Below are 15,223 nucleotides of genomic sequence, written 5' to 3' on the forward strand. Positions count from 1 at the left end.
CGGGCTTCTCCGTGCAAGGTGATTAACGAAACCTTATCATCGTGATGCTACCAGAACCCAACTCACCATGCGGCTGGACGCGGATGATCCCTTTGCCATCGGACGGTTCGGTATCGATCGCGGGACGGTCTCCCCGGCTTGACGTGGAGGCCGTCGAAGCGGTCGTCACCTTGCCGACCTTCAAGCGCCCCGAGCAGGTCCTGGAAACGCTGGCGTCGCTGCGAGCACAGCAAACCACCAGGCGCTTTGCCGTCATCGTCGTGGAGAACGAAGCCGAGGCCCGTGCAGGCGCCAAGGCGGCGCTGCCGCTGTTCGAGCGCGGCGAGATGTCAGGTCTGGTGATCATCGCGCATGAGCGCGGCAATTGCAGCGCGTACAATGCCGGCTGGCAGACGGCGATCCTGCAATTCCCCAACTTCAGGCATTTGCTGGTCATCGACGATGACGAGATCGCCGATCCGCAGTGGCTGGAACGGATGTGCGGGGCAGCGGAGGCGCTGGGCGCCGATATCGTCGGCGGCCCGCAGGTGCCTGTGTTTGCCGACCCCGCCCATGCGAGATGGGCCGAGCATCCGGTCTTCGCCCCTCCCTACCGGGAGACAGGACGAGTGCCGGCGCTCTATTCATCAGGCAATCTTCTGATCGGCCGCAACGTGCTCACCGCCATGGGGCCGCCTTTTCTCGACCTGAAATTCAACTTCATGGGTGGCGGCGATTCCGATTTTCTCAGCCGGTCGGCGCAGAAGGGCTTTGTGCTGGGCTGGTGCGCCGAGGCCAAGGTGCAGGAAACCGTTCCGGCCCGGCGGGTGGAAGCCGACTGGATCCGTGCCCGCAGCCTGCGCAACGGCGTGATCTCGACGCTGGTCGAAAAGAAGAAGCGCGCCGGCACGCCGCTGGCCAGCGCCAAGGTGTTGCTGAAGAGCCTGGCGTTGCTTGCCGCCTCGCCGTTTCGCGGCATGGCCCAGCTGGCGCGAACGGGATCGCCGGCCATCGCCATCTACCCCGTCCATGTGGCGCTGGGCCGCGTGATGGCCGAATTCGGATATGCCAATGAGCAGTACCGCCAGCCTGAGAAAAACTGAGCGCGCGCCGCTCAGCGCCGCGTTCACGCGCGAAGGCGTGGCGACCGCTATCGCGGCGCTTCTGTTCACCGTCATCATGGTGTCCTTCCGGCCGTTCCAGCCGGCCGGCGCCGAACTGACCGGTCAAGGCGGCGACATCGTCAATCAGCTCGGTTTCAGCTCACTCGGTGCTGTTTCGATCTTCTCGCTGATGGCCTTCGCCGATCCGCGCATCATGCGTTCGCTGCTCAGCCCGTCCTGGATGCTGATGCTGGGCTTCTTCTTCCTGTCGGTGGTGATGGCAACCGATCCGCCGTCGGCCATGCGCGCCGCTTCGTTCACATTGATCGGCATTTTGACGATGGCGACGATCCTGGTGCTGCCGCGCGACGCCGAAGCTTTCTCAAAAGTCATTATCTTCACTGCCGTCGTGGTCATGGGACTGTCCTATCTCGGCCTCATCGTCTTTCCGCACGAGGCAATGCACACGGCCGACTCACAGGAACCAGAGCATGCGGGCCTGTGGCGCGGCGTGTTCACCCACAAGAACATCGCCGGGCCGATCATGGCCTGTTTCAGCTTCGCCGGGCTCTATCTCTACCGGCGCGGGCAGCGGTTCTGGGGCGCGGGGATCTTCTGCGCGGCGATGATCTTCATGCTGCACACCGGCTCCAAGACGACGGCCGGCCTAGTGCCGTTCTCGATCCTGATCGTCATGTTTCCGAGCCTGGTGGGCATGCGGCTCGGCACCCCGATCCTGTTTGCGCTGGCGATCATGGCCACGGCGGTCGGCACGCTGGGGATCGTCTTCCTGGCGCCGGTGAAACAGCTGGCGGCGATCTATTTCCCCGACCTCACCTATACCGGCCGCACGACGCTGTGGGAGTTCGCCGGCAGTATGCTGGCGAAGAAGCCATGGACCGGTTACGGCTATGAAAGCTTCTGGGGCACGCCGCTGCTGCTCAACCAGGACCAGCCCTTCGACCGGCCCTGGGACATCCGAACCATCGTCCACGGCCATGATGGCTATCTCGACATCGCCGTGCTGATGGGCATTCCGGCACTTTGCGTCGCGGTCTATACCTTCCTCATCGCGCCGCTGCGCGATTACATGCGCATTCCGTTGCGCAAGGAAAACATCTATCTCGGCGACTTCTTCATGATGGTCGTACTGTTCACGGCGCTCAACGCTTTCCTCGAAAGCTTCTTCTTTCATCGCGGCGACCCGGTCTGGCTATTCTTCGTGCTCGGCGTGCTTGGCCTCAGGCAAGTGTCGCTGCGGCCTATCGCGGTGCGCAACCCCGATCGCGGGGAGCGATTTTCTCCGTCCTGACGGGGCTTCCCCACGGTTGCGCGAGCGTCTATGTGAAGGCCTTCCTTCGGAGGGGTTTCCATGACGATCAGGCTTGTTCTCGCCGGCTGCGGCAATATGGGTTACGCCATGCTTGCCGGCTGGCTGAAATCCGGCAAGCTTCATCCATCGTCGGTTTTCGTGGTCGAGCCCAATGCAGAACTACGCAATCGCGCGGCAGCGCTCGGCTGCGGCGCGGCCGCAGATGCCAGCGATATTCCAGCCGATGCCGTGCCTGATCTCGTCGTCATCGCGGTGAAGCCGCAGGTGATCCGCGACGTCACCGCCGGCTACAAACGTTTCGGCGATGGCCGCACCACCTTCGTCAGTATCGCCGCCGGCACGCCCGTCGCCACCTTCGAGGCGATCCTGGGCAACCGCGCGCCGATCGTGCGCTGCATGCCCAACACGCCCGCGGCGATCGGCAAGGGCATGATGGTGGTGTTTTCCAACAGGCTGGTTTCCGACGACACCAAGCGCTTCGTCGCCGATCTGCTTTCGGCGAGCGGGCAAGTGGCCACCATCGAAGACGAGGGCCTGATGGATGCGGTCACCGCCGTGTCGGGATCGGGGCCAGCCTACATTTTCCATTTCATCGAAGCGTTGACCGTCGCCGCCGAGAAGACCGGGCTGCCGACAGCGACCGCCAAGCTGCTTGCTATGCAGACGGTCTACGGCGCGGCCTCGCTCGCCGCCGAAAGTGGTGAGGAACCAGGTGTCCTGCGCCAGCAGGTGACCAGCCCCAACGGAACGACGGCAGCGGCCCTTGGCGTGCTGATGGGCGAGGACCGGCTGACAAATCTGCTGACCGAAGCGGTCGAAGCGGCGCGGCTGCGGTCGATCGAACTGGGGAAATAGAACCTCAGTTCGCTCCGTACAGCATCGCGTCCTGCAGCCGGCGCAGGGCGAACAGCCTCGTCGTCTGGTCGGGCGCGGCATTGTCGGCAGTCAGCAATTCGCCTTTCCTGACCGGTTTCAGCACCGTGCCGCCCTCGAGCAGGCCGACCGGCACGGCGCGCTGGGCGCGGGCTTCGCCGACGGTCATCGTCCAGGAGCGATAGCAGGTCTCGCCGATCGCATCGAAGGTCTCGCCGGCGGCGAGATCGCGCTTGGCGACCGCGCACACTTCGGCCACCGGCCTCGGCAGCGGCACCATGTCGGGCTTTCCGAAAAGCACGATACGGGCGGCGGTCAGCGGCACTTCCAGCGAGGTCAAATGATAGGGCCTGAAGAGGCTGTAGTAGGGTCCGTGGCCGATATGCAGATCGTCCATGCGCTCGATGATGCGCGGATGCGTCGCCTCGACGATGACGAAGACACCGGGCGCGACGCCCTTGCCGACCGTGTAATCGACGACGCCCTTCTTCGTGAGCAGACCGCCATCCTCGCGCGGAATCAGCACCCTGGCAAGGTCGTCGCGGTCGGCCTTCGGGCCGTGCATGCCAGGCACATCAGGTACCAGGCCGGTGGCATTGGCGATGGCGCACATCTCGACCATGGTTTTCGAGCCGTCGACGAATTCGACCAGCATGCGCGGGTTCATGTTGCGGCGTAGCGCTTCCTCGCGATAGTCGTCCGGCACGGCATCGTGGTTGAGTGGATTGTTCTTGCCCTTGCCGGCCGAGACGATGGTCAGCCCAAGCGCGGAGGCGAACTCGATCAGTTCCATGCAGCTTGACGGTTCGTCGCCGGCGCCGACCGAATAGACGACGCCAAGCCGGTCGGCCTGCTGCTTGAGATAGCAGCCGATGGTGATGTCGGCCTCGACGTTCATCATCACCAGGTGCTTGCCGTGCTCCATCGCCATCAGGTCGAAATCGGCGGCAACGCCCGGCTTGCCGGTGGCGTCGATGACGACGTCGATCAGCGGATTGGTCACCAGCATCTCGTTGGAGGTGATGGCGATCTTGCCGCTCTCGATGGCGCCGGTGACCTTCGATGCGGTGTCGGCTTCGACCGCCATGGCTTCGTCACCATAGGCAATGCGGATGGCCGCGCGCGCGGTGTGCGGGCGACGGGTCGAGACCGCGCAAACCGAAATGCCAGGCATCAGCATGCCTTGCGTGACCAGGTCGGTGCCCATCTCGCCCGAACCGATGACGCCAATGCGCACCGGGCGGCCCTCGGCCGCACGCCTGGCGAGATCGCGGGCAAGCCCGGTCAGGGCGACATTGGTCATGCGGGAGCGTCCATGGTTCTTGATTTGGAGGCGGCAATAGCAGGGAATCGCCTCCTTTTGCCAACTAAACCGGCAGTCGGTGGCAATTTCTCGCCAGTCAAAGCAGGCGCAAACGCCCCTGACTGTGGGGGGCGCACGAACCCATGCCAATCGTACGATTGGTCGAGCGAGGCGTTACACCACTCTGAAGTAGCTGGTCATTCCCGATTTCTGGTGCTCGATGATGTGGCAGTGCAGCAGCCAGTCTCCGGGACTGTCGGCGACGAAGCCCAGGCTCACCTTCTCGTTGGGCTGGATGAGATAGGTATCGGAGATCAATGGCTGAACCGGGCGCGTCGAGGACGACAGCACCTTGAAGCTAATGCCGTGCAAGTGCATCGGATGGGATTGCGGCGTCAGGTTCTCCATGTCGATGACATAGCTGCCTCCGAGCTTCAACTCGGCCAGTGGCGCGGTCGGATCCGATGTATCGCCTGACCACGGCACCTTGTTGATCGCCCAGAAGCTGTAGCCAAGTGAACCACAGATGCCGTCGCTCGGGATGTTTTCCGCCGTGGCGCTGAGCGCCAGGGGAATATGCTCGGCAGCGGCGAGATCCACCTCCTTCACCGGATTGACCTCCAGCGGTGCAACGTCACGAATGTCCCGCTTGAGCGAGCTTCCAGTCGCGCGCAGGGTCGCAAGCACCTTTGGCTTGGTACCCCTGACATCTCGCAGGCTCACGATAGCCCCCTCGTCGTCGGGCATGCGTATGGCGAGTTCCATGCGCTGGCCGGGCCCAAGCAGCAAGGCATCGGGTGAAAAACGCTGCGGCACCGGATTGCCGTCCAGCGCAATGACTGTCGCCTCAGCGCCGTCGACGCGAAAGGCATAGATCCTCGTGACGTCGGTGATGGCGACCCGCAGCCGCACCAGGCCGCCAGCCAGCGCGTCATATTGCGGCTGATCGAGCCAGTTGGCGGTACGCACCGTGCCGTATGTGCCGGTTCTCGCGGCATCGCGCGGCCGGAACTGCTCGATGAACTGGCCGTCGTCGCCGAGACGCCAGTCGCGCAGATTGAGGACCACCTCGGAATCGAATTTCGGATCGCCCGGATGCTCGACCACGATCACGCCTGTAAGGCCGCGACCGATCTGGGTCAGCGTGTTGCAGTGCGGGTGGTACCAGAAGGTGCCAGCGTCGGGCGGCGTGAACGCATAGTCGAAATGATCGCCGGTGTAGACGTAAGGCTGGACCAGGAACGGAACGCCGTCCATCTTGTTTGGTACGCGAATACCGTGCCAGTGGATCGTCGTCGGATCGTCAATCGCGTTGACAAGGCGCGCGGCGAAGGGCTCGCCTTTTCTCATCCTGAGCACAGGGGGCATTCCGGCGTCGCCATAGGTCAGCACGTCCCTGGTCTGGCCGACATCCATCAGCTTCGCCTGGATCTTCGCTGTCCGCAGCATAACCGGCTCAGGGCCGGCGGCAGCCCAGCCGCCAAACTTCATTGCCGAGAGCCCGATCCCACTCGCTCCGGCGACCGCGGCAGTTTTCAAAAGTCCGCGGCGCGTGAGTACGGTCATCTAGCGCTCCAACTGCAAGGACGGCTGGGATTTATCGCCGCCTTGGATCACGGGCGGACAACCAGCGCAGACGCGGATATTGGCACATCGTGCCTTGATGATGCCATGCGACGCGATGACATTTGCTAGTGGGAGGGCTGCTAGTGGGAGGGCGTGAGCCGCGATCGGACTTGGTGAGAATCAGGCACATATCAACCCAGCATGCGGCGCTTTGGCGTCAGTGCGGTTTGGCCGCAAGACTTGCAGGCTTTCCGACGATCCTACGCCCTATCCACGTTTGCCAGGAAGCGGGCGAAGATCGGATCGAAGCAGCCGTTGCCATGCCCGCCGTCATTGCCACTGGGACCAGCAAGGAGTGACATAGCCAAACGAGACAATGTCGCGCCTTCGGCGATGCCATTGGCGCCTTTCTATCAGTCGTCCGCCACTGCATGCGTCCACATGTTTATGTTCTTGTCTGCTAATTTAGGGTATGGAAATTTGTTCAACATTCGAGCATATGATGGAGTATGCTGTCCATATCGCGGACAGCCTATTTCACTCAAGTCCTCCCCCCATGGCGGGGCTGGTTGGTTACGTTCGCGGCAGGAGTTTCGACGAGCGCTCTCCTGCCAGAGTCAAAAAGGAGAAGCAAAATCGGCTTGCGCTTCATGATCCTCGACAATCTATTCCTCTAGATAGATTGCAGAGGTGGCGAGGGGCTTAACGGAAGCAGCCCCGACACCTCATGATTGAACTCCCCGGCGCAAAGCCAATCGTGAAAGCCGCGCAGGTGATTGTAGCCAAGAAACCGTGATCAAGGCGGGCATTGCCCCATGGCCCCATGTTCATGGCGTTATTTTCCAGTTACCCGATTCAAGCTCGGCGCAATTCTGCTTGCATAGGCCATTCTGTTGCATTTTATCTTTTTATGCCGTCCGCCCTACGCGCAGCCGTGGCGGGTTTTATTTATGTGATATTTTTGGCACATTGCGGAAACTTATCGCCCGGATTCGACCTTGAGATTGGGCCAAATCAATAAAAGTACACGCATTCCGTGAAATTATTGCATAATTGGTCAAAGCTGGGTGTCAAACTCTGGTGGCCGGGGTGTCAAACTCGGGTTGGCGTTTAACAAGACGCGGGAAACGTTGGGGTGGGGTAAATGAACACGACTACTGTGTCGACCATAGGTAAGCGCCTTGGTCTTCTGATGGCTGCTACGGTGCTGACTTGCGGGAGTGCTCATGCGCTCACCCTCAAGGAGGCGATGGCCGTTGCGGTTGAATCCAATCCCGAGATTGGCCAGGCGATTGAAAACCGCGAAGCCATCGAATTCGAGTTGCGGCAGGCCAAGGGCCTTTATCTTCCCAGCGTCGATGTCGAGGCATCGGCCGGAGTTCGCCGCCTCGACAATTCGTCCCGGCGAGCGCTCTCCATAGAAGATGACGCACTCTATCCGGCGGAAGCCGATGTCGTTGTTACACAGACGCTTTATGACAACGGAGCTCGGCGGGCGGAGCTCAATCGCCAAGCGTCGCGCGTTGACGGAGCCTCGTTCCGGGTGTTGGAACGGTCGGAATTTATCGGGCTGTCGGTTGTCCAGGACTATCTCGAATATATGCTACAGGCTTCGATCGTTGCCGAAGCCAAGAAAAATCTGGGCTTCCATCAGGCGATTCTGGGCGACATCCGGCAGGGCATTGCCGGCGGAGCGCTGAACGAAGCCGATCGGCAACAGGCCGAGGAACGGCTGTTTGCCGCCAAGGCCCGCATGCAGGAAGCCACAGAGGAACTGGAAGCCTCCAAGATCCGGTTTTTCAAGACCGTGGGCAAGCCACTGGTCAACGCCTCGAGGCCGGGCGATGTTTCCGCCGCGTTGCCGCGGTCGCTTGACGATGCAATTGGCCTGGCACGTGAAAACAATCCGCGCGTTCACATGGCCAACAGCGATATCGACGCTGCCGCGTCCCTGGTGGACGCCGCCCGGGCAAAATTCGGGCCGTCCGTTGTCGCCGAGGGCCGCGCTCGGGCCGGATATGACATCGATGGCGACAATGGCGACGCCAGCGACATGCAGGCGCGGCTCGTGCTGCGCTGGAACCTGTATCGAGGCGGCATCGACAAGGCCAATGAGCAGGAGCAGATTCGCCGCACCAGCGAACAGCGTCTTGCGATGCATCAGGTGCTGCGGGAAATCGAGGAAGCCGTTCGCACTTCATGGGATCGCCGCTTCCGGCAAGCTGATCTGGCAAAGACCCTGAAGCAGCAGGCCGCCGCGAACGAAAAGCTCGTTTCATCCTATCGCGAGCAGTTCAAGGTTGGCCAGCGTTCGCTGCTCGACGTGCTCGATGCGCAAAACACGCGGTTCAACACGGCGACGCTGGCGGATACCGCATCCTACGCATCGTTGTTCGCCCAATACCGGCTACTGGCCGCGACCGGACAGTTGTTGAAAACGATGAACCTTCAGCCGGCAAAGCAGGCCACGGCCTATGCCCGCACCGAGTTCGCGGCGCCGGAGACGGCTGACACCGAAACCTATGCGCGGACGCCGTCGGAGCAGAAGAATGATCTGCCTTTCGATATCCTCGCCCCGGTCAGGAAGAAGTAAAGCGGAGCAAGGTCCAGCGAGATCCCTTGCGGGCAGATCGTGAACCAGCAACCAAACATCCTGTCCCCAAAAGAGGCGTTCAAGGCCTGCTTCTCAGCCGTTGCCGGGTATCTCGGAAGGCCGAGCGCGGAGACCGTGCTGTTCGCTGGCGTGCCGCTCTCTGACACCCGAATTGAGGTCGACGACATCAGGCATCTTGCCGAGCGCATCGGCTTGGAAGTCACGGAGTTCAGCCACCGCGACTTTCTGAAGGGACGCATCGACCTTCCCGCCATAGTCTTTCGCGTCAGCCAGTTGCCAATCGCCCTGCTCGCTCAAACCGAAGGCGGTGCATTTGTCACCGCGCCCCAGGAAGACGGCCGCACTGCAATCGACAGATCGGAACTCGCTGCCAGCCACATCAGTGGTGGCGTGTCCTTCTCGATAACCTACGCCAACGTCGCCGAGGGCATGACGGTCGGCTCGGCAGCCAAGATCGAGCGGAGACACTGGCTTACGGGAACGATGGGCGCTTTCTGGCGGACCTATTCGAAGGTCGTTCTGGCGGCGGTGTTCATCAATGTGCTGGCGATCGCCTCGCCCATCTTCACGATGAACGTCTACGACAGGATCCTGCCGAACAAGGCAATATCGACACTGTGGGTGCTGGCAATTGGCATTGGCGCCGTCATCCTCTTCGATCTGCTTTTGAAGACCGCCAGGGCTTCCCTCATCGACTATGCCGGGCGCAAGGCGGATCTTCGAATATCGTATCTGCTGTTCGAGAAAGTGCTGAACTCGTCGCTGTCGGCGCGTCCCGGTTCGACCGGTGAATACGCAAACAGGGTCACGCAATATGAGTTCGTCAGAGAGTTCTTCACCTCGAACACCATAAGCGTGTTCATCGACACGGCATTTGTCTTCGTCTTTCTTCTTGTCATCTATGCGATAGGGGGCTGGCTGGTGATCATCCCGGCACTGGCCTTCGTGATGTCCGTCATCGTCGGCCTGATCACCCAGCGACGCATCGGCAAGCGGGTCGCGGCCTCGATGAACGAAGCTTCCCAGCGCCAATCGCTGTTGGTGGAATCCATTTCCACGTTGGAGACAATCAAGTCGCTGCGCGCCGAAGCGTATCTGCTGCGAAAATGGGGAGAGCACTCCAAGAACGCCGCCAACACTTCCGAGAAGATCAAGCAGCTTTCGGCGGCCGCCGGCAACATAACCCAATCCATACAACAGTTGGTGACCGTCGCCCTTGTGGTGGCCGGTGCCTACGCCTTCTCGGAAGGGCATGTTTCGACGGGAGCAATCATAGGCACGGTCATGCTGGCGAGCAGAGCCGTGGCTCCGCTTGGCCAGATCGCCATCACGCTGTCCCGGTTTCGCCAGGCCATGCTCTCGTTGAGAATGGTGAACTCGATCATGGCTCAACCGGAAGACCGACCGGATACGGTGGGTTTCGTCAACCGTCCCATTCGCAACGGCGCCATGGTGTTCAGGAACGTCGGGTTTGTCTATCCAGGCTCGGAAAACGAGGTTTTGACCGGTCTGAATTTCTCGGTGAAGCCGGGTGAGCGGATCGGCATCATCGGTCGCATCGGGTCGGGGAAGACGACGATGGGTCGGCTGATCGGTAGGCTTTTCCTGCCGACCTCCGGTGAGTTGCTGCTGGATGGGATCGATATTCGCCAGTATCACCCGTCAGAGGTTCGCGCCGCGGTCGGCATCGTCGCCCAGGCTGGCGATCTGTTTTCGGGCACCATCAAGGAAAATCTCCTGATGGCATGTCCCGAGGCGAGCGACGAGCAAATCATCGAAGCGGCAAAGGCAGCCGGCGTCGATGATTTCGTCTCACGCCACCCGCGTGGCTACGACATGAATGTCGGCGAGCGCGGCACCAATCTTTCAGGCGGCCAGAGGCAAACGGTAGCGATCGCGCGCCTGTTGCTGACCAAACCGAAAATCGTCTTTCTCGATGAGCCATCGGGCTCGATGGATCTCGCGTCGGAACGCCAGCTGATAAAGCAGCTCAAAGTCGCCTTTGACCGCAACACCACGCTGATCGTCTCCACACACCGCTTCAGCATGCTTGAACTGGCCGACCGCCTGATCGTGATCGAACAGGGCAAGATCGTCGCCGATGGACCAAAAGAACAAGTCATACAGGCGCTGCAGAAAACGAACGCCTGAAAAACAGATTATATTGATATGAATCAATATAATGGGGTTGAGTAAATGCTTACCAAGGAAGATCGGCCGCCGCTCTTTGCGTCGGCGTCCATATTTATCATAGGAGCGCTCTTCGTTGCTTTTGTCGCTTGGGCATCCTTTGCGGAGGTCGATGAGATCGCACGGGGCGACGGCAAGGTCATACCCGCTTCCAAGACGCAGATCATCCAGGCTAGCGAGGCCGGGGTCGTCCAGGAGATTGCAGTGACGATTGGCCAGGTCGTCAAGAAGAATGATCTCATCATTCGCCTGGACAACACGCTCAACACGTCCAGCCTTGGCGAGCAGCAGGCCAAGGCGCGGGCATTGGAAGTGCGCATTGCACGGCTGAAATACGAGCAAAGCGGTAATCTCTCCGGGCCCTTTCCCTGCCCGGAAGACATTCAGACCATCGCCCCGCAAATCTGCGACAACGAACAGAAGCTCCTCATTGCCCGGCGCGGAAACTTCGACAACAAATTGTCCGTTCTCAAGTCGCGCCTCGATCAGCGCGAGAAGGAGCTCGACGAGGCGGTGGCGAATTCCGATCGGCTTACCAAGAATCTGGACATCAGCGACCAGGAAACAAAGCTGGTCGAGGCCATGGTAAAAAAGGGATTGATGGCCAGAACTGAGCAGATCCGGGTCGAGCGGGAGCAGACCGAACTGCGTGGGCAGCTGAACCTTGCTGGCGAAACCATAAAGAAAGCCAAGTCGGCGATCACCGAAGCCCAGCTTCAGGTCGAAGAGCTTGGCCTGCAACTGCAGCAGGAAGCGCTGGACGACCTTACCCAGGCGCTGGCGGATCTTTCCGTGGTGGATGAAACCATCCGCGGGGCAACCGACAAGGTAGCGCGCACCGATATCCGGTCTCCGGTGGACGGGATTGTCAACACGCTGGAACTGAACACGGTCGGCGCCTTCGTCCAGCCTGGCGCCGTCGTGGCTGGCATCGTGCCAACCTCGGAGACCTTGCTGGTAGAGGCGCGGGTTTCGCCACGCGATGTCGCGTTCATCCGCCCCGACCAGGAAGCACTGATCAAAGTCACCGCCTACGATTTTTCGATCTTCGGCGGCATCGAAGGCAAGGTCTCCAATATTACGGCCGACAGCCTTGTCGATCAGAAGACGGGGGAACCCTATTACCAAGTGCGCGTGTCGACGGATAAATCGACACTTGAAAGAGACGGCAAGGCCTATTCGATCATCCCGGGCATGATCTGCTCGGTCGACATCAAGACCGGACGCAAGACGATCCTGACCTATCTCTTGAAGCCTATCAATAAGGCACGTGAGGAGGCGATGAGTGAACGGTAGCGTCAGTACTTATCATCCTGATCGCGAGCGGCTGCTCCCTCCAGCCACGACCGACGATTGCGGGCTCGAATTTCGGGTGGTGGCGCGTGGCGGCATACGGCGCGGCATCCGTCTGGAGCGGGCATTCTGGATGGCGCTGAAGCAGATGGCTGAAAGCAGGAAGTGCACGATCGGCATGCTCATCGATGAGATCGCCGAAAGCCAGACACAGACAGGCAACTTGACATCCGCCATCCGGGTGGCCTGCATACGTGGATTGGCGGACGAAAACCTGACCTTGCGAAGGCTTGCTTCGCTCAATACCATCAACGCCATTCTGGTCGCCTGCCCGTCACCGGCCTTTGCCCTGGCATCGTCGAAGAAGATCCTGACGTTCAATGCGCCGTTCCAGCAGTTGGTCAAGCGTCAATTGCCGATAGCACCGAGCGATGATGCGCGGCACGACCTCAAGCTGGCGCTGGACCTCAATGTGGCGGACATATTCGCGCGTCTTGATGCCAATGGCGAAGCACCGGTGGCCACCGGTTTTGTCATCGGCGCCGGTGACCGTCGGTATCGCGGTCAGTTGAACGCGGTGCGGGCCCCGGTGGTCGAGCCTGAGCTGCTGATGGCGTTCGTCTTCGGCGGCTAGGCCCGCGGACAGGCGTTTACCCTTCCGGCAGGCAACGCACAGCCTTGCCGGAACCCATGGCTAAAAGCCTTCGCCAGGCGCGACGGTGGCGAAACCGCCCTTGATGTCAGCCATCTGGGCTCCGCCCGATTTCGATCCGTGGATCCAGGCCCGGTCCGTACTGAACGAATAGAGCGGAACGTAGTCCGGCAGATCACTATCGCGCACGACGGTGTTGCTGAGACTGTCGAGAATGAAGGTGCCGCTGCCCGTGCTCACCGAAAGGACTGCGTGAAAGAAGCCTCTCTTGCGGTCCTGGAGAACAACCAGAGCCATGCTCTGCGCCGGAATTCCGGCCCTAAGCAGAGCGGTCATCTTGAGGATGGCAAAATCCTCGCAGTCACCGGCTCGCCGCTCGAGAATTTCCGAAGGCTTCGCCCAATAGTCGAGCTTGCCGTAGACGATAATGTCTTTCCTGTAGGCGATCAGGCGATTTACGCTGCTGTTGACGAAGGACAGTTTCTCGCTGAATCCCTTGCCTTGAGCGGCGGAGACCAGGCTGGCAAAAGGCGCGCTCTTGCGCTCGCAGGCGCTGCCTGCCGAGCAGCTGGTGATTGCCTGATAGACAGGGGCCCAGCGAACCGAGACGGGAAAATTGCGCATGGACAAGGCAACCGATCCGAATACGCCTGGAATAATCGACGCCGTCCGCACCGGATCTATCCCGGCATCTCCTTGCGCCACTGACGAGCCGTCGCCGCGATCGGCAACCGCCGGGCCATAGCTCCCGAAAACCATACCGATCCGGTAAGGCGCCGCAGGCTGCCAAGGCCGAGGCCTCGCTAGCGAAACACCGCCGAGGCAGGGCGGCGTCTGGATCGTCTCCAGAGGCGCGGCAGCGGCGAGATCCGTGGAAACGACATTCGCGAATGATGGTCCTGCCAGGCCGACAAGACCGATAGCCAGCAAGAGCACCTTGAACCCGGTTTTTCCCAGGGCTGATTTTTCTTTTTTCATAACGCCCACCTTTGACTGTGGACGCTACCAATCTTGTCTCAAATTATTGGAAAGGAAGGTGGATAAGTTTCTCACAATTGGCTTTATCTATTTTCTATAAAATTTTATTCAATTTTATACTTCTATTTACCAAGAAGGCGGGACCCGCCCTCCGCCAGGTCGGGCACAGGGAAGCGCATACATATCTGGTTATATTATCGTGGTTTACCACGTGTAAAAAAAGCCGATTCATGCATATCGGAATATATGAAACGAACTACGGGAGTGTTGCAAAGCAGAACTGCCCGCTGTCTCTTGCCGGGAAATGCCGGAAGGGGTTTCAGCAATGACGACGCATATCGAGTTGGACAGTTTTTCGGGTTCGGCGGACGAGCATTCCGCGTTCAGTGACCACAACGGTCAGACATCGCCGGCGGAGATCCAGGTGGCGCAAGCAACTTCGGCGCAGCAACCCGCACCAGCAGCGTCCGAACCAGTTCCGGTCGATGTTGGCGGCAGTGCACCTGCCAAGCCGGAAGCGCCGGCGGCACCGGCAGCAGCAAACGCCCCGGCAGGCGCGGTGCCGCATGAATATGTGGCTGACGCCAGCAACGTCGTGAAGCTTCCGTCCAACGTTTCCATCGACAACATCCGCGTCGAGGGCCACAACCTTCTGCTCGAACAGGCCGACGGCTCGGTGATCGTGATCAAGGATGGCGCCTTGAACGTGCCGACCTTCATCATCGGCGACGTCGAGGTGCCGCGCGTTGCCTTGCTGGCGGCGCTCGAGGCTAGCCACGTCGATGTTGCCTTCGGCGCCGACGGTTCCATCTCGGCCGGCCCGGGAGGCCAGACAAGCAGTGCGGGCGGGGACTTCTCCGTCCCCCCCGGCGGCATCGGCGACGGGTTCGGTCTGTCGGCACTCCTGCCCCCGACGGACTTGCAGTTTGGGTTGTTGGACCGGCGTGAGTTGACGGTCGCTCCTTTGGAGAAAGATTCCACTCCCTCGATTGATCTCATAGGCTCGGCAACGGTCTATGAGGCCGGCCTGCCGGCACGCGGCGGCGAGTCCGCCGGCTCGAACGAGGCAGCCAACTCGGAGACCACATCGGGCACGATCGGCTTCACCTCGCCCGACGGCATCCAGACGGTCTCGCTGGGCGGCCATGTGCTGACCGGCGTCGCGCAGACCTTCACCGACGCCACCGGCTCGCTGACGGCAAGCTACGTCTACAACGCGGCCACCGGCGCCGGCACCATCAGCTACTCCTATACGCTGCTCGACAACACCTCCGGCGACAACACCAACGCCAGCTTCGCGGTGGTCGTCACCGACGCCGACGGCGACAGCGCACCGGCC

10 protein-coding genes and 1 pseudogene are annotated in these 15,223 nt (G+C 60.8%); 8 read left to right on the forward strand and 3 right to left on the reverse strand.

The genetic code is table 11. The annotated features are described in order from the left end of the window. The first annotated feature begins 83 nt into the window (after positions 1-83). The 3 genes from BLS48_RS23570 to proC are packed head-to-tail and all read left to right on the forward strand — an operon-like array spanning position 84 to position 3,270. On the forward strand, positions 84-1,082 hold the full coding sequence (locus BLS48_RS23570) for a glycosyltransferase family 2 protein (protein WP_091582837.1): 999 nt from the start codon (positions 84-86) through the stop codon (positions 1,080-1,082). After that, the gene (locus tag BLS48_RS23575; RefSeq protein WP_091582840.1) at positions 1,051-2,394 is read left to right on the forward strand and encodes an O-antigen ligase family protein; all 1,344 of its coding nucleotides are present in this window, start codon (positions 1,051-1,053) and stop codon (positions 2,392-2,394) included. Before BLS48_RS23570 ends, BLS48_RS23575 begins: the two co-directional genes overlap by 32 nt. 60 nt (positions 2,395-2,454) lie before the next feature. Then, a complete protein-coding gene (proC, locus tag BLS48_RS23580; RefSeq protein ID WP_091582843.1) occupies positions 2,455-3,270 on the forward strand; it encodes a pyrroline-5-carboxylate reductase in 816 nt (271 codons plus the stop codon). Between the two features lie 4 nt (positions 3,271-3,274). On the opposite strand, the gene BLS48_RS23585 is transcribed toward proC, so the two are convergent. Beyond that, positions 3,275-4,591: an NAD(P)H-dependent oxidoreductase gene (locus BLS48_RS23585; RefSeq protein ID WP_091582846.1), complete on the reverse strand. Its 1,317-nt coding sequence runs from the start codon at positions 4,589-4,591 to the stop codon at positions 3,275-3,277. Between the two features lie 174 nt (positions 4,592-4,765). Next, the gene (locus tag BLS48_RS23590; RefSeq protein ID WP_091582849.1) at positions 4,766-6,157 is read right to left on the reverse strand and encodes a multicopper oxidase family protein; all 1,392 of its coding nucleotides are present in this window, start codon (positions 6,155-6,157) and stop codon (positions 4,766-4,768) included. Positions 6,158-7,301: 1,144 nt separating this feature from the next. Between BLS48_RS23590 and BLS48_RS23595 the strand changes: the two genes are divergently transcribed. The 4 genes from BLS48_RS23595 to BLS48_RS23610 are packed head-to-tail and all read left to right on the forward strand — an operon-like array spanning position 7,302 to position 12,888. Beyond that, positions 7,302-8,750, forward strand: a complete 1,449-nt coding sequence (locus tag BLS48_RS23595; protein ID WP_091582851.1) for a TolC family protein — start codon at positions 7,302-7,304, stop codon at positions 8,748-8,750. Between the two features lie 39 nt (positions 8,751-8,789). Next, complete coding sequence (locus BLS48_RS23600) at positions 8,790-10,922, forward strand: type I secretion system permease/ATPase (protein WP_091582854.1); 2,133 nt, start codon at positions 8,790-8,792, stop codon at positions 10,920-10,922. Positions 10,923-10,967: 45 nt separating this feature from the next. Further along, a complete protein-coding gene (locus tag BLS48_RS23605; protein ID WP_091582857.1) occupies positions 10,968-12,257 on the forward strand; it encodes an HlyD family type I secretion periplasmic adaptor subunit in 1,290 nt (429 codons plus the stop codon). Next, positions 12,247-12,888, forward strand: coding sequence for a ribbon-helix-helix domain-containing protein (locus tag BLS48_RS23610; protein WP_091582860.1), 642 nt, complete (start codon positions 12,247-12,249; stop codon positions 12,886-12,888). The genes BLS48_RS23605 and BLS48_RS23610 overlap by 11 nt, the downstream gene beginning before the upstream one ends. Positions 12,889-12,948: 60 nt before the next feature. On the opposite strand, the gene BLS48_RS23615 is transcribed toward BLS48_RS23610, so the two are convergent. After that, positions 12,949-13,884, reverse strand: coding sequence for a transglutaminase-like cysteine peptidase (locus BLS48_RS23615; RefSeq protein ID WP_091582863.1), 936 nt, complete (start codon positions 13,882-13,884; stop codon positions 12,949-12,951). 325 nt (positions 13,885-14,209) lie between these two features. Between BLS48_RS23615 and BLS48_RS23620 the strand changes: the two are divergent. After that, positions 14,210-15,223, forward strand: a pseudogene (locus tag BLS48_RS23620) (hypothetical protein); the annotation flags it as partial.

The sequence above is a fragment of the Mesorhizobium qingshengii genome (assembly GCF_900103325.1).
GTDB classification, from domain to species: Bacteria; Pseudomonadota; Alphaproteobacteria; order Rhizobiales; family Rhizobiaceae; genus Mesorhizobium; species Mesorhizobium qingshengii.